An 18768-nucleotide genomic window follows, 5' to 3' on the forward strand; every position below is an offset into this window, starting at 1 on the left:
CGAGGTGGCGTACGTGTCCGATCCCGCCGAGGACGTCGTTGAGGAACTGGATTCTCTCGGTCACCTGACCGGTGTCGAGGTCGAGGACGACCCGGACAGCGCCGAGACGGGTGGTTCGGAGGACCTGATCCAGACCCCGTTCGATCCAGAGCTGATCGACGTCGTGACCCGTAACACGACCGTCGACCTGCTGCTCTCCCGGGTCCGCACCCGACGAGTCGACCTGCAACCCGACTTTCAGCGGCAGGCGGGCATCTGGCGTGCGCAGGCCAAGAGCCGCCTCATCGAGTCGCTGCTCCTGCGTATCCCGCTGCCGACGTTCTACGCCGCCGAGGCCGACGACGAGGTGTGGGCGATGGTCGACGGCATCCAGCGGTTGACCACGATCGTGGAGTTCGTGGAGCCGGAGGCCATCGCTGTTGAGCCGCTGCGCCTTCGCAATCTCGAATACCTCGGTCAGGAGTACAACCAGGCGACGTTCGCGGACCTTCCAGCCCGGTTGCAGACCCGGCTCCGTGAGACCGAGCTGATCGTTCACCTGATTAGGCGGGGCACCCCGGAGGAGGTCAAGTTCAACATCTTCGCCCGGATCAACACCGGGGGTCTGCCGCTATCTCGCCAGGAACTGCGGCATGCGCTCATTCCCGGTGAGGGGCGCGCGATCCTCAAGGAGTGGGCCGACTCGGAGGCGTTCAAGTCCGCGACCGGCTACGGCGTGCGCAGCGACCGTATGGCGGATCGCGAGATGATCCTGCGGTTCCTCGCGTTCCGGCTGACTGATCCCGGCTCGTACACGGACGACGACTTCGACCTCTTCCTGCGCACCTCCATGCGGGCACTCAACAAGCTGCCCAAGGTAGCGATCGACGAGCTGTGGGAACAGTTCGAGAAGGCGCTGCATGGGGCGTACGAGATCTTCGGCGACTACGCGTTCCGCAAAGTGGAGCGGAAGGGCGGCAGCCGAAGGCTGCCGATCAACAAGGCACTCTTCGAGGCGGTCTCGGTGAATCTCGCGATGATGACCGAGGACGAGATTGCCGTCCTGATCAGGCGCCACCGGCGAGTCGAGAAGAAGTTCCTCGACCTCATGTCCGACGTCGACTTCCAGGCGGCCATTTCTCAGGGCACCGGGGACCCGGCGAAGGTCCGCTTCCGGTTCGACGCGATTCGGGAGATGCTCGCATCAGCCGCCGCTTAGCTGATCGGTGGGACGGGCACTCAGAGCGCCGCCCGGCCGGTCCGACCGGTACCTTCCTGGCGCGTCGGTGGCTCAGGGTGTGACGCCCTGTTGAGTGATCGGTACGGTAAGCGGCATGTCTTCGCCCAGCCCTGCGCCGCTGCTCCGGGACTACATCGACATCCCGGAGCGCACGAGCACGAGTGACTTCGTGCTCAAGCTCGCCGACAGTGTCGCCGACGCCGACGCCACCCTCCGCGACTACGTCGTCACGGACCGGCTGCTCGGCAACTTCGACGAGGCGCTCGGGTTGATCCGCTCCGCGATCGAAGGGCACGCGTCGAAGGCCGCCTACCTGCATGGCTCCTTCGGTTCCGGTAAGTCGCACTTCATGGCAGTGCTGCACGCGCTGCTGCGCGGCGAGGCCGCCGCCCGGGGCCGGGACGAGCTGGCCCCGCTGGTCGCCAAGCACAGCGTCTGGCTCGACGGCCGCAAGTTCCTGCTGGTCCCGTACCACCTGCTCGACGCCCGCTCGCTCGAGCAGCGGGTGCTCGGTGGCTACGTCGACCGGGTGCGTGCCCTGCACCCCGAGGCGCCCATCCCGGCGGTGCACCGCACCGACTCGCTGCTGGATCAGGCCGCCTCGCTGCGCGAGAAGATCGGTGACAAGCAGTTCATCGACGGCCTGCCCGGCGGGGACGTCGAGGACGAGTGGGGCGAGAGCGAGACCTTCTGGACGTCCGAGCGGTTGGACCAGGCGTTCGCCGGCGCGTACTCCGACGAGCTGCGCCGCAAGCTCGTCAACGACCTGCTGACCAGCTGGAACAAGGGCTTCTTCAGCAACGCCCGGGAGGACGCCGAAGCGTTCGTCTCGCTCGACCGGGGCCTCACCGAGATCAGCCGGCACGCCAAGGAGCTCGGCTACCACGGCCTGATCCTCTTCCTCGACGAGCTGATCCTCTGGCTGGCCAACTCGATCGGTGACCAGCAGTTCGTCTCCCGCGAGATCCAGAAGATCACCAACTTCGTCGAGGGCGGCGACACCCGCCGGCCGATCCCGGTGGTGAGCTTCATCGCCCGCCAGCGTGACCTGCGCGAGCTCGTCGGCGAGGAGGTCACCGGCGCCAACGAGCTGAGCTACCAGGACACCCTCAACCTGGCCAGCGGCCGCTTCGACGTCATCAAGCTGGAGGACCGCAACCTCCCCGAGATCGCCCGCCGCCGGCTGCTCAAACCCCGCGACACCACGGCCGGCGAGGCGATCGGCAAGGCCTTCGACGCCACCACAAAGGTACGCCGGGAGGTCTTCGACACCCTGCTCGGCACCGACTCCGGCAGCGGCGCCGACATCGACGCCTTCCGGTCGACGTACCCGTTCAGCCCGGCGTTCCTCTCCACGCTGGTGCACGTCTCCAGCGCGCTGCAGCGCTCCCGCACCGCGCTCAAGCTGATGCGGCAGCTGCTGGTCGACCGCCGCGACACCCTGCGCCTCGGTCAGCTCGTCCCGCTCGGCGACCTCTACGACGTGATCAGCGGCGGCGGCGACCAGCCCTTCACCGAGAAGCTCAAGGCCGAGTTCGAGATGGCCCAGAAGCTGTACGACCTGAAGCTGCGCCCCTACCTGCTCGGCCAGTACGACCTCACCGACGACGACCTGGACGCCGCCCGCCGCGGCGACGCGCAGCCCGCCGAGATGGCCGGGCGTATCCGGGCCTTCACCGGCGACGACCGACTGATCAAGACGCTGCTGCTCGCCGCCCTGGCCCCCAGCGTTCCGGCGCTGCGCAACCTCACCGCCCGACGCCTCTCGGCGCTCAACCACGGCAGCATCACCAGCCCGATCCCCGGGGGCGAGGTCGCCCAGGTCAACCGCAAGCTCGCCGACTGGGCCGGCCGGTTCGCCGAGATCCGCATCGGCGAGGGCGACGACCCGATCGTGTCGCTGGAGCTGGTCGGCGTGGACGTCGACAGCGTCCTCGCCACCGCCAAGCACTACGACAACGAGGGCGCCCGCAAGCACATCGTCCAGCGGCTGCTCTGGCAGCAGCTCGGCGTGCCGTGGAGCGACTCGTTCTTCGCCGAGGCGGGGCTGACCTGGCGGGGGAGTCGCCGCACGGTCGAGCTGGTCTACGGCAACGTCCGCGACCCGCACGACATCCGGGACGAGGCGTTCCACCCGAACGACCCGGCCGGCTGGCGGATGATCATCGACTACCCGTTCGACGACGGCAGCCACGGCCCGGCCGACGACCGGCAGCGGGTGCAGGAGCTGACCAGCCGGATGAGCCCCCGCACCGTTTGCTGGATCCCCGCCGCGCTGACCATCGAACGCCGCACCGAGCTGGGCAAGCTCGTCATCATCGACAAGCTGCTCGAAGGGCAGCGCTTCGACAGCCACGCCGAGCACCTCAATCCCGACGACCGACGCCGGGCGCACGCCGCGCTGACCAACCAGCGAAGCGCGCTGCTGGCCAAGATGCAGGCGGTGCTGCGCCAGGCGTACGGGCTGGCCGGCAAGCAGCCCACCGACGTGCAGCTCGGGTTCGACGACCACCTCCAGTCGCTCACCCGCGCCCTGGAGCCGAAGCTGCCCATGGGCGCCACCTTCAACGACGCGCTGCGCAGCATCGGCGACCAGATGCTCGGCCAGCAGTTCCCGGCCCACCCGGACTTCGACCCCGACCGCAAGGGTGAGGCCGTACGCCTGGCCGACGTCAAGGTCGTCCTCGACCACGTCCGGCGGGCCGTCGAGTCACCGGAGGGACGCGTCGAGGTCGAGCGGGCAAACCGGCAGACCCTGCGCCGGATCGCCAACCCGCTTCAGCTCGGCACCATGCACGAGGCGGCGTTCGTCATCGAGGGGCAGTGGAACCAGCACTTCCACCGCCGGGCCGCCGCCGAGGGCATCACGGGCGACCTGCGGGTGGCCGACCTCCTGCGCTGGATCGACGACCCGAGCCCCCGGGGTCTCGACCCGGTCGTCGCGCAGCTGGTGGTGGCGACCTTCGCCGAGCAGACCGACCGTGCGTTCCACCTGCACGGCAGCGAGGTGATTCCCGCTCCGGAGCTGGGCAGGATCACCGCCGATCACACGCTGCGCGAGCAGCGTCTGCCCGGCGAGGAGGACTGGGACATCGCCCGCGCCCGGTCCGCCGCGGTCTTCGGAGTTCAGCCGCTCGCCCTGCGCCGGGGTCGGCTGGTGGCGATGTTCGGCCGGGACCTGGTCACCAGTGCGACTCGTCATCGTGAAGCCGCTCACGGGCTGGTTGCCCGTCTACAGCAGCACGCAAACTGGCTGAAGATCGATCAGGAGTCCGGCCGGCTCGCCACCGCCAGGGCCGCCGCTGACCTGTTGGAGGCGCTGGTCAACGGACGGTCGGCGGTGGAGGCGGTCGAACGGCTCGCCCGCGCGGAACTCGCCGGCCCCGCCGACCGCACCGGTCGGAGCATCAGCAGCGCTTCGCAGGTGTCGGCGGCGTTGGCCGCCGCGCCCTGGGACACCTTCGAGATCGTGGCTGGTCTGCCTGAGCCGCACGCGGCCGAAGCGGCTGCGATCTTCGCCGAGCTGCGCCGGGTGGCGCAGGCTGACGAGCTGACCGCGCCACTCGCCCCGGCCCTGCGCCGCGCCCAGGGCGACGCGACCGCACTGTTGCGTCGCGCCACCCGCAAGGTGCACGTCGTCGACGTGCCCGAAGACGACCGGGACAAGCCCGAATTCGTCCAACCGCGCCGTTCGATCGACCAGCACACCCCTCGGGATCCGGGGTTCACTGCCGACAAGCCGAGCGGTCGTGTCTCGGTGGCGGCCGGCGACCTCGATCGAGCCGTGGAGCAGCTGCGTGCCTTCGCCGTTGACCAGGGTGACGCGACCATCGAGGTGACCTGGAGAATCGTGCCGTGACTCAGGCACCTGCCGCCGCTCAGGCGCTGCGGATCAACCCGGTGGCGCTGCGGCAGAAGGTGGCGCAGCAGCTCGAACGGCACCGCAACGGTGACGCGTACCCGGTGATGGTCGTGCGGGCCGAACCGGCCTGGCCGCACGACCCCATGGTGCTGCTGCCCGATGGACGTCGGGTCCGGGTCGTGCCGTGCGTGTCGCCGCTCGCCGTCTGGGAGCACCTCGTCGCCGAGCGGGGCGACGAGGTGCTGGTCCTGCTCACCGACGTCCCGGAGTCCGTGCTGCACCACGGCGTGCGGAGCCGGATCTTCCGGCAGCGGGTCATCACCGTCGAGCCGTGGGACCTGGTCGTCGACGGGTTCGGCGCGCAGTTGCCGGACAGCGCGCTGGAACGCGAGACGTGGGCCGGTGTGGCGCTGCTCGACGCAATGCCGCCGGCGGGCTGGCCGAAGCTCAGCACCTCCGTGCTGACGCGGGACGTCGCCCTGCGGCACCTCGCCGCGGTGCGTCTCGGCCTCGATCATCGGGGCGAGGACCCGGACGACCTCGACGTGACGACCCTGCTGCGGTGGAGCGCGGAACCGGGCGCCGTCGAGGGATACGGGTTGCTGCGCGAGGCCGAACGGGACGGGCTCGGCCGTTGGCTGGTGGAGCAGTTCGGCCGACCGGCCAAGGCGCTGTTCGCGCTCATCGCGGCCGGACACGGCGCGGAAGCCCTGCCGCTGGGCCTGGTCTGCGACGCGCTCTGGAGCACCGACAGCGCCGACGCGGTACGCGCCCAGGGGCGCGTCGACCAGTACTTCGGCAACCTCAACGACGATGCGACCGTGCGCGGATTCGCGTTGGCAGCTGTGCAGGTGGTCAGCGCGCTGCTCAGCGCACCGGTGCCGGAGGTGCAGCGACAGGGGCACGCCGTCCTCGACCGCGCCGAGCAACTGCTCATCCAGTTCAACGCGGTCAGCAGCGCCGGCCACAGCCCGATCCTGCGGACCGGGTTCACCCGGCGGATCGCCGCCGCCGCCCAGGCGCTGTTCGCCGGTTCGCGGGACCCGGCGGACCAGGCCCTCGACCAGGCCGTCGAGCACCTCGCCGGGCACCGGCTCGCCGATGCCGAGGCCGAGCGGGTCCGCCGCATCAGGATGGCGCAGCGGCTCGTCCGCTGGTTGGGCACGGCGGTGGCAGCGCCGGAGAGTGTCGCGGACGGCGTGGACCGGCACATCGCCGAATGGGGCTGGGTGGACCTCGCGCTCAACCACGTCTGGGCCGGCGAGGAGGCCCACCCGGAGCTGCAGCACGCGTTCCGGGAGATCCATGAGCGGGCGCAGCAACGTCGCCGCGACCTCGACGGCGCCTTCGCCGGCCGGCTGGCTGCCTGGGCCACCGCGGGCCCCGGCAACGACGGTAGCCTGCTGACGGTGGAGAACCTGCTCCCGCGGGTGATCGACCCGCTGATCCGCGCGGACCGGCCGGTGCTGCTCGTCGTGCTCGACGGCATGAGCGCCGCGGTCGCCGTGCAACTGGCCGATCAGCTGTCCCCGCACTGGGTGGAGTACGACCCGCTCGCCGGGTCCGGCGCGGGCCGGCGGCGAGGGATCGTGGCCGCCCTGCCCACGCTGACTGCGGTTTCCCGTACGTCGCTCTTCGCCGGCGCGCTGCGAGGCGGCAAGCAGGAGCACGAGATCAGGCTCTTCGCCGACGGCCGGTGGGGCAGGGACTCCCTCATCTTCCACAAGGGTCCGGCGCGCGGCGGAGCGGGGGAGGTGCTGGCCGGCGGACTGGCTGAGGCGGTGTCTGGTTCGGCGCCCGTCGTCGCCGTCGTGATCAACACGGTGGACGACTCCCTGGCGTACGGTCGGGAGGGCAACGAGGCCGGCTGGCAGCTCGACGACCTCGGCTTCCTGCGGAGCCTGCTCGACCAGGCCCGTTCCTCCGGGCGGGCGGTCGTCATCACCAGCGACCACGGCCATGTGCTTGAGCGGGGCGGCGAGCACGTCAAGGCGCTCGACGCCGCCTCCGCGCGACACCGCACCGGCCCGGGGCCCGCCGGTCCCGGCGAGGTCGAGCTGACCGGCCCCCGCGTCGTCGCGGACGGCAACCGCATCATCGCGTTGTGGGATCCACTGCTGCGGTACCGCCCGAGCAAGGCCGGCTACCACGGTGGTGCCTCGCTCGCCGAGGTGACCATTCCGTTGCTGGCCTACCTGCTGCCCAACGTGACCGAGCCGCCGGTCGGCTGGGCACCCGTCGAGGAGCGCCGGCCGGACTGGTGGGAGCCGACGACTGCCGTGCCGGTGCCGGTGGCAACGGCGCGGCAGACGCCCGTACCGAAGGCACGCCGGAAGGCACCCGCAGCCGCAGGCGAGGCGCTGTTCGACGTACCCGAGAGCACCACGGCGCCCGCAGCGGCGCCGGCTGCTGGCGACGGTGACCTGGTGGACGCGTTGCTCGCCACCGAGCTGTTCGAGGCGCAGCACGGCCTGACCCCGCGCCGGTTGGAGGTCAAGAAGATTCAGGCGGCGCTGCGGGCGCTGGTGGACGCCAAGGGCGTGCTGCCAGTGGCCGTGCTGGCCCAGCGGGCCGGCGAGGTGCCGGCTCGTGCCACCGGATTCGCCACCACCCTGCAGCGGATCTTCAACGTGGACAACTACCCGGTGCTGTCCCTGACCGACAACAACCGGACCGTCCGGCTGGACATCCCCCTGCTGCGGGAGCAGTTCCGGCTGCCCGGAGGTTCTTCGTGAGTGCGGTCAGCCCGGCCCGCCGGCGTGAGGTGATCGACGCACTCCGGCGAGGTGCGGTGCCGTCGGCCGGACTGGATCTCTTCGCCGTGGGGCTGGACCGGTTCGGCGCCGCGATCGGGGCGGACCTGGACACCGTCGCCGCCGGCGGCTCCGTGTTCAAGGCGGTCCGGGGCGAGTACGGATCCGGAAAGACGTTCTTCACGCGGTGGATCGCCGAGCGGGCGAAACGGGCCAACCTCGCGATCGCGGAGGTGCAGGTCTCGGAGAACGAGACGCCGCTGCACAAGCTCGAGACGGTCTACCGCCGACTCACCGAGCGGCTCACCACCTCGACGTTCTCGGCCAGTGCCCTGCGACCGGTGGTGGACGGATGGTTCTACGCGTTGGAAGAAGACGTCCTGGCAGCGGGGGACGTCGCGCCCGATGACACCTCCGCCCTCGACCGAGCGGTTGAGGGCCTGCTCGACCAGCGCCTCGCAACGGTCAGCCGAAGCGCCCCCGCCTTCGCCGCGGCGCTTCGCGGCTACCGCGCCGCCACCGCACTGGGCGACTCGGCCACCGCTGACGCGGTGCTCGCCTGGCTCGGCGGACAGCCGCACGTTGCCGCCGCCGCTCGGCGGGTCGCCGGCGTCCGTGGCGACCTCGACCACTTCGCGGCACTGAGCTTCCTGCAGGGCCTGCTCGCGGTGCTGCGTGACAGCGGGCATCCCGGGTTGTTGCTGGTGCTCGACGAGGTGGAGACGCTGCAACGGGTCCGGTCGGACGCCCGCGACAAGGCGCTGAACGCGCTGAGGCAGCTCATCGACGAGGTGCACTCGGGGCGGTTCCCCGGGCTGTATCTGATCATCACGGGCACCCCGGCCTTCTACGACGGCCCGCAGGGCGTGCAACGGCTCGCACCGCTGGCCCAGCGGCTCGCCGTCGACTTCACCACCGATCCGCGCTTCGACAACCCGCGCGCCGTGCAGATTCGCCTGCCAGGTTTCACCGTCGACTCGCTCGTCGAGTTGGGCGGTCGTGTCCGCGACCTGTACGCGGACGGATCGGCGGCGCCGGAGCGGGTGTCCGCGCTGGTCGACGACGCGTACCTCGATGCCCTGGCCCGCGCGGTCGCCGGCGGGTTGGGCGGCAAGGTGGGGGTGGCGCCGCGCCTGTTCCTCAAGAAGCTGGTGGGGGAGGTGCTCGACCGGGTGGACCAGTTCCCCGAGTTCGATCCCCGGCAGCACTACGCCCCGACCCTGTCGACGACCGAGATGACCGACGTCGAGCGCAACGCGAACAGCGCCGACGAGATCGCGCTCGAGTTGTAGGGACGTGTCAAACCATGACGAGTGGTGCTGAGCTGCTGCATCCGGTTGTGCTGCACCACGTGGTGAACTCGCTGCAGTGGCCGGCGCTGCGACCGCTGCAGGAAGCGGCCGTGCGTCCGCTGCTCGACGGGGAGGATGCCCTGCTGCTGGCGCCTACCGCAGGCGGTAAGACCGAAGCGGCGGTGTTCCCGCTGTTGTCCCGGATGGCGCAGGAGAACTGGTCGGGCACCTCGCTCATCTACGTCTGTCCGCTGAAGGCCCTGCTCAACAATCTGCTGCCTCGACTGGAGACCTACACCGGCTGGCTCGGCCGCCGGACGGCGCTCTGGCACGGCGACGTGACGATGGGGCGGCGGCGGGCGATCCTCCGTGACCGGCCCGACGTCCTGCTGACCACCCCGGAGTCGCTGGAGTCGATGCTGGTCAGCGCCGCGGTCGACCATGACTCGTTCTTCGGCCAGCTCCGGGCGGTCGTGGTGGACGAGGTGCACGCGTTCGCCGGCGACGACCGAGGTTGGCACCTGCTGGCCGTTCTCGAACGTCTCGGCCGCGTGGCGGGACGGCCGATACAGCGAATCGGTCTCTCCGCGACCGTCGGTAACCCGGACGAGCTGTTGAGCTGGTTGCAGGGCTCGGGCCGGGGCCAGCGGGCGGCGCGGGTCGTGGCGCCCGACCTGGGCGCGACGCCGAGCACCGGGCGGCCGGCAGTGCCGGCCGGTGAGGTCGAGCTGGACTACGTGGGATCGGTGCACAACGCGGCCAAGGTCATCGCGTCGCTGCACCAGGGACAGAAGCGTTTGGTCTTCTGCGATTCCCGAGCGCTGGTCGAGGACCTCGGCCAACGACTGCGTGCGCTCAACGTGACGACGTTCCTCTCCCACGCGTCACTCTCGGTCGACGAGCGGCGGCGAGCTGAAGAGGCGTTCGCACAGGAGCGGGACTGCGTCATCGTCGCCACCAGCACCCTCGAACTCGGCATCGACGTGGGTGACCTTGACCGGGTCATCCAAATCAATGCTCCGCGCAGCGTCGCCGCGTTTCTCCAGCGCATCGGCCGGACCGGTCGACGGCCCGGCAGCAGCCGCAACTGTCTGTTCCTGGCATTGGACGGTGAAGGGCTGCTGCACGCGGCCGGGCTGCTGCACCTCTGGGCGCAGGGCTGGGTCGAAGCCGTCGTCCCGCCGCCCGAGCCACGACACATCGTCGCCCAGCAGATGCTCGCGCTGTCGCTGCAACAACATCGGGTCGGTGACCACCTCTGGCCGCAGGAGTGGAACGGGCTGGCGCCCTTCGACAAGACCGCCGACGTGATCGTGCGCCATCTCGTCGAACAGGGCTACCTCGATACCGACTCTGGGATGCTTTTTATCGGACCCGAAGCGGAACTGCGCTTCGGGCGCCGGCACTTCATGGACATGCTGGCGGTGTTCACCGCTGCGCCGCAGTTCACCGTGCTCTCCGGTCGGACCGAGATCGGTCGTACCGATCCCGCGCTGCTGACCGCAAAGGTGCTCGGTCCCCGGCTGCTGCTGCTCGCCGGCCGAAGCTGGCGGGTCACCTACATCGACTGGAAGCGCCGCCGTTGCTTCGTCGAGCCGGCCGAGGGCGGGGGAAAGGCGCTCTGGATGACCGGCGGTTCCCCCCAGGGGCTGTCGTACCGGATGGTCCGGGCAATGCGTGATGTGCTGCTCGGCGCCGACCCGCCGGTTGCCCTGACCGGCCGGGCGAAGACGAGACTGGCCGATCTGCGGGATGACGCGACGTCTGTCATCCATCCCGCGGGCACGGTGGTTGCCAGGGAAAATGACGGTGAGGTGCGGTGGTGGACCTGGGCCGGCTTCCGTGCCAATGCCACGTTGATCGCCACGCTCAGCGAGCTCGCCGACCCGACCCAACGATATGACGACGCGTCGATCCGGCTGCGGGCGGACCTGGACAGCCGGACGGTACGGGCGGCAATGACAGACGCGGTGGAGCGGGTCTGTCTACCGGACGTCACCGACAAGGCACTGGCCGGTCTCAAATTCAGCGCTGCCCTGCCGGAGCGCCTCGCTGTCGCTACTCTTGCCGCCCGATTGGCGGATGTCCCCGCGGCACGGGCGGTGCTCGCCGAACCCGCCCGAGTGACGTACCTCCCCGCTACCTGACCCCGGAACGCCGTAAACCACTTCACGACGAATCCCAGCGTCGCTAGCCGGAGGAGCCGGTGTATCTCGACGTGCCGATCGCGTCGGGTCCGCGAAGTCGGCCGCACCTCATGGTGTATCACCGACCGGCCTTTGCGGTCGAAGCGCCGCAGGCGGTGATCCGGAGCGCCACACCGAACCACCCACCATCAAGTGATCATGGAGGGGATGAATCAGGGGCCGAGCGAGTCTGTTGGGGTGGGATGGAGGGGGAGGGGGTCGGGTCGGTGGGGTGGTCGGGGTGGTGGCTGAGGAGTTCGTTGATCCAGCGTGCGGCGTCCTGCTGGGCGGTGAGCATGTGGTCGCGGGCGTCGGTGATGTCCTGGTCAGCTGTCTCATCGACGTGTTCGTTCAAGATCGCCGTCCACCGACGGCTCAGCTCCTCGGCGTACCTGGCCTGCCGGAGCTGCTCGTCGAACTGGTACTCCAGCTTGACCAGCCGGTCGATGTGCGGCTTGAGCGCCGGCAGGATCCGCTCGTCGAGCCGGACGGTGGCGTCGGGTCGGCAGGTGATGATGACCTCGCCCCGTTTGTAGCGCCAGACGGGGTCGTCGGCGAGCGCCCGCTGCAACGCCACCTCCAGGTCCGCTGCCCGGTTCGGCGGCAGGTTCCGGGCGGCGTCGGCGGCGAGACGGGTCAGCCGCTGGATCGCGTTCGGCTCGAAGTACCGCACGTACCAGCTCAGCACCTCGGCCCGCAGGCTCGCCGGCGACGACCAGGCGAAGGTGGCGCGGACGTAGAACGAGTACACGTACCCGCGAGCGGGGACCGCGATCAGCCGGGGCGCGTCGCGCTGTTCGATGAGCGGGCCTGGCGGGGACGGTCCGGCCCCGGCCCCGACAGGTGCCTCGTCCTGGAGCGCGGCCACCAGCCGATCCCACGTCCGCGCCCACCACCGCCAGCCCCGGACACTCACGTCCCGGGCGATGGTCAGCCCACGGACGCCCCGTTGCCGCCACAGATCCGCGGGCCTCGGCCTCTGCTCGGGAGCGTCCGTCATGGCACCCCTCCACGGTCACGGGTCCGCATGTCACGCTAACAACCGATGACCGAAATGCCCGCCGCCGCGCCGATGACCAGGCGCCGGGTCGGCATCGGGATGCTCGCGTCGCTCCCGCTCGGCTGGGCCAGTGGATCATCCGGGGTTCACCGAGCATTGTGGAGCAGTTGGGGGGCGAGGGGTGTTGCCGTCGACCTGCAGCGGTGAGACTGAGTCCGGTCCGACAATCACGCGGATCGATGGATCGGATGGTCTGGAGGCAGCCTGTGTCCACCCTCGTGTCCCCGCTGGCCACGCTCGGCGCGATCCGCCGGCGTACCACCACCCTCGCCCTGCTCCTCGCCATGGTCGCCGCCGCGCTGGTCGGCCCGGCCGTGGTCTCGCCCCGGTTGACCGACCCGGCCTCGGCGGCGGTCTTCAGCTCCTGCACCATGAGCCGCTGCGCGGACGCCCGCACCGCTCGCTCGGGCTGGTCCGCCAAGGGGTTCCCGACCAGCCGCGGCTGGTACTCCTGGAGCGGCGGGAAGTCCAACTTCGCCGGCGGCCAGTTCTACAACTACGAGGGTCAACTGCCCACCAACGCCACCTACTACGAGTACGACGTCTACCCGCGCACCCAGGGCGCCGCCCGGGACGCGTACCGGATCGTGGTGAACCGCAGCACCGGGGTCACCTGGTTCTCGCCCAACCACTACACCGACTTCTACCGGCTCTGACCGACCCGGGGGCCGGCCGGTCACGGCCGGTCGGCCCCACGTGGTCGCCCGTCAGATTTCGCACCGACCGATCAGGAGGCACGTGATGGTCGATGAGGACGCGGGTCGGACACCCGACTGGCTGATCGTTCGCCGGGACGACGCCCTCGACCTGCCCGGGGCGGTGGTGCTGGCCGGGGCGGCGGCCCGCAGCAGGGCCGGGCTGTTCGCCGCGCTCGCCAGCGTGCTGGCCCTGCCGGCGTACCTGGGGGACACCTGGGACGCCCTCGCCGACGTGCTCCGGGGCCGGCTCGACGCCGGCCCGCTCACCCTGCTGGTCACCGACGCCGGCCAACTGCTCGCCGACGAGCCGACCGATCAGTACGGCCTGCTGTTCACTGTGCTCGGCAACCTCGCCACCAGCGCCCCGTACCCGCTGCGCGTCGTCCTCACCGAGGCCACACCCTCCTGACCGCCGCCCAGCCCCCGTCAGCGGTAGCGGTAGCGGAGACGAAAACTCGCGGTGGGTGACGGCGACCGGAGACAGTTGCTTCGATGAGCGTTATGACTCAGAGGTATGAATATGACTCTGCGGTATAGAGCTCTCCGAATGACCGGGTCCGGCAGTCGGCGCGGGGGTCGGGCAGTCGGGCCCGGGGTCGGGTCGAGGACCTCGATGTGGCGGTGGGGGTGGGGGGACCCGCACCGCCACGTCATCCGGGTCAGTGCGTCGCGGGCGGGATGCTCTGCTCGTACTGGAAGATGTTGTGCGGGTCGTACTTCGCCTTGATCTTGCGCAGCCGCGGGAAGTTGCGCCCCCAGTAGGCGGTCTCCCACTCGGCCATGCCGATGTTCGGCACGTTGACGTAGGCACCGTCCACGTAGGGCCGCAACGCCTGGCTGAACTCGGCGATCCAGGCCTGGGCGATCGGGGTGACGGCGTCGTCGCTGTCGGGTTCGCCGCGGGTGCCCCAGCCGGCGCCGGGCTCGGAGTAGAAGAGCGCGTCGCGGTGCGGGAAGGCCGTTCCACCAAACGGCTCCTGCTGTTGCGCCCCGCGGCCGAAGGCCTGGGTGAAGAAGTTGCTGTCGGGCGAGGGGGCCTTCTCCATGAACGCTTGGATCACGCTGATCGCCTTCGCCGGGAACGGCTCGCGGGTGAACTGGGAGAAGAACTTCCAGTTTGCGGGCTCGTCCGCGGTCGGGATCTGGAAGCCGGCGTAGACGTCGCCCCAGCCGCCGGTCTGCGCCGTGACCGTGGGGCTGCCGATCGACAGGATCGGCGCCAGCAGCTTCCTGGCCTCTGCCTCCGACCCCTCCGCGAGCACCGCGAACAGCAGGATCTCGGTCGGGTGGACCTCGATCTGGGTGCCGAGGCGGGGGTCGGTGAAGGGCGCGACGCGCTGCCAGGTGTCGAAGACCTCGTGCAGGTCGCCGAGACCGGGCCAGCTCACCTGCAGGTAGGCGACGCTGCTGAGCGGGGCGACCTGGTAGGTCAGGGACGTGACGATTCCGAAGTTGCCGTTGCCCGCCCCGCGCAGCGCCCAGAGCAGGTCCGCGTGGTTCCACGGGTCCACCTCGAGCACCTTCGCGCCATTGGCGCCCGCCGCGACGACGATCTCCGCGCCGATCAGGTTGTCGCAGGCCATGCCGAGGTAGCGGGTGAGGAAGCCGAAGCCACCGCCGAGGGTCGCCCCGGACAGGCCGACGGTCCCCTCCGTACCGGTGGTCGCCGCCAGGTTGTGCTCCCCGAGGGCGGTCACCGCCTCCAACTGGTTGAGCCCGGCGCCCACCTTCGCGATGCGGGTGGCGGTGTCGATGTGGACGTCCTTCAGCTCGCTGACGTCGATCACGATGCCGTTGTCGACGTTCGACCAGCCTTCCAGGCTGTGCCGGCCACTGCGTACCCGCAGCGCGACGTCGTGCTGCCGTGCCCAGGTGAGGGCGTTGACCACGTCCTGGGTCTCCTGGGCGAAGACGATGACCAGCGGGTAGTGCACGAACAACTCGTCCCAGCCGATGCTGGCCTCCGCGTAGTCGGGGCTCTGCGGGCGGACGATACGGCCGGTCAGCTGTGCCGGCGGGAACTTCGTGTCGGCGGACCACCCGGGACCGTCGGCCGCGATCGCCGAGCTGCCGGCGATCATGCTGGGGATGGCGACCGCTCCGGCGCCAACGGCCGTCGCCCTGAGCAGATCACGTCGGGAAAGGTCGCGCATGGTCCGAATCCTCTCGATTGGCGGTACGCCGGAAAGATGAACTGAGAGGGGGATTTACCTCCCATCTGGCGCAAACCAACCGTAATGCCCGAGGTTTCCTCGCAGATCCGAGAACTTGTCGCGGAACCCGGTCGAGTGATGCGACCGCCGTCAGTTCGGGGCGGGCTGGTCCAGGATGGCGCTGAACCGCTCCTCGGCCAGGTCCAGTTGACCGAAGATGTGCCGCTTCACCGCCGGTGACAACGGGGTGTCCGGTCGGCCGATCAGGTCCCGGAAGAGCGGCACCAGCGGCCGGTACTTCCGGGCCGACGAGATCACCTTCGGCCCGACCGTGTGGATCACGCCGACACCGTTGTCGGTGAAGTCCGACACCTTGATCACCCGGGCCCAGGGCTCCCGCTCCAGGCTGACCGCCAGGTGCTCCCGGTACTGCGCGTTGCGGTCCCGCTCGGGGTCGTACACCGGATTGGTGACCGCGGCGACCAGGGTGGCCACCCGTGGCCCGAACCGCGCGGCGAGCGCGGCCAGCGCGGCCCCGGTCGGGTCGGTGCCCGCGTCGCCGCCGGCCAGCTCGGCCGGGTGGTCCTCGACCGCGTCGTGCAGCAGGCCGGCGACGATCACGTCCACGTCCCGCACCTGGTAGTGGTGCATCAACCGGATCGCCACCCGCAGCAGGTGGTTGAGGTACGGCTCGCGGACGCGTCGATCGTCACGGTGCAGCTCGGCGGCGAGGTCGAGCGCGGCGGTCAACCGCGCCCGGGCGGCGTCGTCGAACTGCTGGACCTCCAACCGGAAACGTTCCAGCAGGCCCGGTTCGCCGTGGATCTCGGTGATCGCGTGCATCGGCATGCTGCCCAGGTGCGGCGGGAAGTCCATGCGTCACTTATAGCCGATCTTCACCACATCGATGACCCCGAACGTCGCCGACCCGACCGCGAGTCGCGGGCGCGCCGAGCCGTCAGACCGGCAGCCGATCGGCGCCGGCGAGCGGACCCACCAGGAGGGGCACCAGCGGTGCCGGCAGAACGGGGTCGCGGCGCAGGGTGGGCGTCCAGCCCGCGTCCGCGGCCAGGTCGGGGTCATGGCTCGCGTTGTACGCCGCCAGCAGGTCGACCGGCCGGGCCGGGCCGCCGCCCTGGCGGACCCAGGAGCCCCGCTCGGTCAACGCGGTGCCACCCCAGTCGTAGAGCAGGTCCGCCGGGTCGACCCCCGCGTCCAGAGTGAAGAAGTTGTTCTGCGCGTAGATCGCCGACTGGACACCGACGCCGAGCGCGTACTGGAAGTCGTCCCCACCGAGCCGGTAGTGGTTGTTGTAGACGTCGACCTGACCGAACCGCACCCGGGGTAGCCGTTGCAGGACGCCGTCGAAGAGGTTGTGGTGCACTGTGACCTTCAGCCGGCCCACGTCCGGGCCGACCGTGTTGGACGAGCCGATCAACAGCAGCTTGTCCCGGCCGGTGAAGCGGTTCCACGACGCGGTGACCAGGCTGGCGGTGTGGGTGACGTCCAGCGACCCGTCGTGCACCTGGTACGGCCGACCGAAGTGGACCGGCTGGGCGCTGTCCGGGTTGTCGCCGTCGGTGAAGGTGTTGTGGTCGACCCAGACGTTCTCGCTGCGGCGTACCGAGATCTGGTCGTACTGGCTGTTCCAGTTGCCAGCCTCGCCGTCCGTCGGTGACCAGGCGGGGAAGCAGTCCCGGGCGTCAACGAGGGTCAGATTGCGGACGATGACGTTCGACGCCCGATCGATCATGAGGGTGAGCCCGGTCAGTCGTGCGCCCGGCAGCCCGACGATCGTGGTGTTCGGGCCGATGTTGATCTGGGTCTGCCGGGTCTGATTGGTCACCGAACGCACCCGAGCCTCCTCCAGCGGCCCGCTCGGAGCCACCCGCCCCCACACCGCCGGGTCGTACGCGGCCAGGTAGGCGTCCAGCCGATACCCCGGGTCGGCCAGGTCGGCGCAGCTCAGCGGGGTGCCGTCCGGCCCCTCGAAGCCGTCGATGACACCGTCGACGTAGATGAGCTTCGGGGTGGCGTCCGTGGCGTTGCTGGCGTTGTCGCCGCCCAGCGCGGCGACCAGCTCCGCCCGGCTGTGGACCACCCCGGTCCGCTCCGGGGTGGCCGCCGAGCCGCCGGTGGTGCCGGGGCCGTCGGCCGCCCAACCGTCCCGCTCGGGCAGCGCCTGCCGGCCGAGATGGTCGGCCAACCAGGAGAGCCGGTCGGCGGACGGGACGTCCGGGCGTGCGGCGGCGGCCGGCGTGGCGGCGAGGAGGACGGCGATCACGGTGGCGCCGCCGAGGATTCTGCGCATCGGCTTTCTCCGTTCGTCGGTGGTGAGGGTCTCGGCTATCCCGCCAGTTCGGCGCGGTACGCGGCGGACGCCCACGGCACCGCCAGCTCGCTCGGCAGCGCCCCCCGCTCGGCCGCCCGGCGCAACACGTCGACCACGCCGCGCAGGTGGCGGACCCGCTCCCCGCCCTCGCCGCTGGTGGTCACCAGGTCGCCGTCGAGCAGCCGGGGCTCCGGCGCGGGCCGCAACGCGTCCAGCAGCGCGGTGAACGGCGCGGTACGCGCCAACGGCGCGATCAGCGGCACGCCGGTCGGGTCGACCCGGTGGGCGAGCAGGTTCTCCAGCAGCCCCAGCCGCCCCGGCACCCGGCGGGTCACCACGTCCCCGGGCAGGCGCAACCTGTCGGTCGGGTACTCCAGCACCGCCTGCCCCGTCGTACCGGTCACCACCACCTCGCCCGCCACGAACTCCTCGGCGGCCAGGGTCACCGCCACCAGCACCGGCGGCCCGGCGCGGAACAGGACCCGCAGCACGGCGGTGTCCTCCACCTCGATCGGCCGGACCCGGTAACGCTCCACCTCGATCGCGACCGGCCAGGGCGTCGCCCCGGCGAGCGCCTCGGCGATCGCCAGGCACTGCATCACCGCGTGCGCGAGCGGGTTGGCGAGCGCGCCGTCCAGCACCGGCCGGCCGTCCAGACTCCGTCGACCGGCCCACGGGGAGCGGGCGTAGTAGGCGTCCGGCCGCTGCCAGGCGGCCACGGTGGAGATGCCGGTGACCGTGCCCAGCCGGCCGGCGGCCAGCGCGTCGGTCAACGCGGTCAGGGCCGCCGAGCCGAGCGCCTGGAAGCCGACCTGGGCCACCCGGCCGGCGGCGGTGAGCGCCCAGGTCAGCTCCTCGTGCTCGGCCAGCGACAGCACCGGCGGCTTCTCCAGCAGCAGGTCCGCGCCGGTGGCCAGGGCGTCGCGGGCGATTGCCAGGTGGGTGTGCGGCGGCGTGCAGATCACCACCACCTCCGGCCGGGTGGCGGCGAGCATCGCCCGGTGGTCGGTGAACACCGCCACCCCGGGCGGCACCGGGGCGGCCGGGTCGTCCTCCACCGGCCGGACGTCGACCAGGGCGACCAACCGCAGCCGACCGGCCGCGTGCAGGGGCGCGATCACCCGCCGGTGCCAGCGACCGGCGCGCCGGTAGCCACAGTGGCGTCGCTGGTGAGCCGGCCACTGACCGCGCTGCCGGCCGACGCGTTGTTCCG

12 protein-coding genes are annotated in these 18768 nt (G+C 70.8%); 7 read left to right on the top strand and 5 right to left on the bottom strand.

Going from position 1 to position 18768, the window contains the following annotated elements; all coding sequences use genetic code 11:
* Positions 1–13: 13 nt before the first annotated feature.
* The 5 genes from ABZU52_RS19950 to ABZU52_RS19970 all read left to right on the top strand — a co-directional run bounded on the left by ABZU52_RS19950 (position 14) and on the right by ABZU52_RS19970 (position 11273).
* Positions 14–1198: a DUF262 domain-containing protein gene (locus ABZU52_RS19950; RefSeq protein WP_354972493.1), complete on the top strand. Its 1185-nt coding sequence runs from the start codon at positions 14–16 to the stop codon at positions 1196–1198.
* A 115-nt stretch (positions 1199–1313) separates the two neighbouring features.
* A complete protein-coding gene (locus ABZU52_RS19955) occupies positions 1314–5078 on the top strand; it encodes a hypothetical protein (protein WP_354972494.1) in 3765 nt (1254 codons plus the stop codon).
* Positions 5075–7816, top strand: a complete 2742-nt coding sequence (pglZ, locus tag ABZU52_RS19960; RefSeq protein WP_354972495.1) for a BREX-2 system phosphatase PglZ — start codon at positions 5075–5077, stop codon at positions 7814–7816. Before ABZU52_RS19955 ends, pglZ begins: the two co-directional genes overlap by 4 nt.
* Positions 7813–9126, top strand: coding sequence for a BREX system ATP-binding protein BrxD (gene brxD, locus ABZU52_RS19965; protein ID WP_354972496.1), 1314 nt, complete (start codon positions 7813–7815; stop codon positions 9124–9126). The genes pglZ and brxD overlap by 4 nt, the downstream gene beginning before the upstream one ends.
* 14 nt (positions 9127–9140) lie before the next feature.
* Complete coding sequence (locus ABZU52_RS19970) at positions 9141–11273, top strand: DEAD/DEAH box helicase (protein ID WP_354972497.1); 2133 nt, start codon at positions 9141–9143, stop codon at positions 11271–11273.
* 196 nt (positions 11274–11469) lie between these two features.
* On the opposite strand, the gene ABZU52_RS19975 is transcribed toward ABZU52_RS19970, so the two are convergent.
* Positions 11470–12312, bottom strand: a complete 843-nt coding sequence (locus ABZU52_RS19975) for a hypothetical protein (protein ID WP_354972498.1) — start codon at positions 12310–12312, stop codon at positions 11470–11472.
* A gap of 266 nt (positions 12313–12578) precedes the next feature.
* Here ABZU52_RS19975 and ABZU52_RS19980 point away from each other — a divergent pair, with 266 nt between their 5' ends.
* Positions 12579–13028 (top strand): ribonuclease domain-containing protein, encoded by a 450-nt coding sequence (locus tag ABZU52_RS19980; RefSeq protein WP_354972499.1) that lies wholly within the window; start codon positions 12579–12581, stop codon positions 13026–13028.
* An 85-nt stretch (positions 13029–13113) separates the two neighbouring features.
* Entirely contained in the window at positions 13114–13479 is a 366-nt protein-coding gene (locus ABZU52_RS19985; protein ID WP_354972500.1) for a barstar family protein, read from the top strand.
* Between the two features lie 250 nt (positions 13480–13729).
* Here the strand turns inward: ABZU52_RS19985 and ABZU52_RS19990 are convergent, their stop codons facing one another.
* From ABZU52_RS19990 to ABZU52_RS20005, 4 genes are all read right to left on the bottom strand, one after another.
* Entirely contained in the window at positions 13730–15223 is a 1494-nt protein-coding gene (locus ABZU52_RS19990; protein ID WP_354972501.1) for an FAD-binding oxidoreductase, read from the bottom strand.
* Between the two features lie 150 nt (positions 15224–15373).
* Positions 15374–16099, bottom strand: a complete 726-nt coding sequence (locus tag ABZU52_RS19995; protein ID WP_354972502.1) for an HD domain-containing protein — start codon at positions 16097–16099, stop codon at positions 15374–15376.
* An 82-nt stretch (positions 16100–16181) separates the two neighbouring features.
* On the bottom strand, positions 16182–17534 hold the full coding sequence (locus tag ABZU52_RS20000; protein WP_354972503.1) for a polysaccharide lyase family 1 protein: 1353 nt from the start codon (positions 17532–17534) through the stop codon (positions 16182–16184).
* 35 nt (positions 17535–17569) lie between these two features.
* Positions 17570–18768 (bottom strand): Gfo/Idh/MocA family oxidoreductase (locus ABZU52_RS20005; RefSeq protein WP_354972504.1); only part of this gene is annotated, 1199 nt, incomplete at its 5' end.

Origin of the sequence: Micromonospora sp. NPDC005220 (assembly GCF_040607895.1) — a bacterium.
In the GTDB taxonomy this organism is placed as follows: Bacteria; Actinomycetota; Actinomycetes; order Mycobacteriales; family Micromonosporaceae; genus Micromonospora.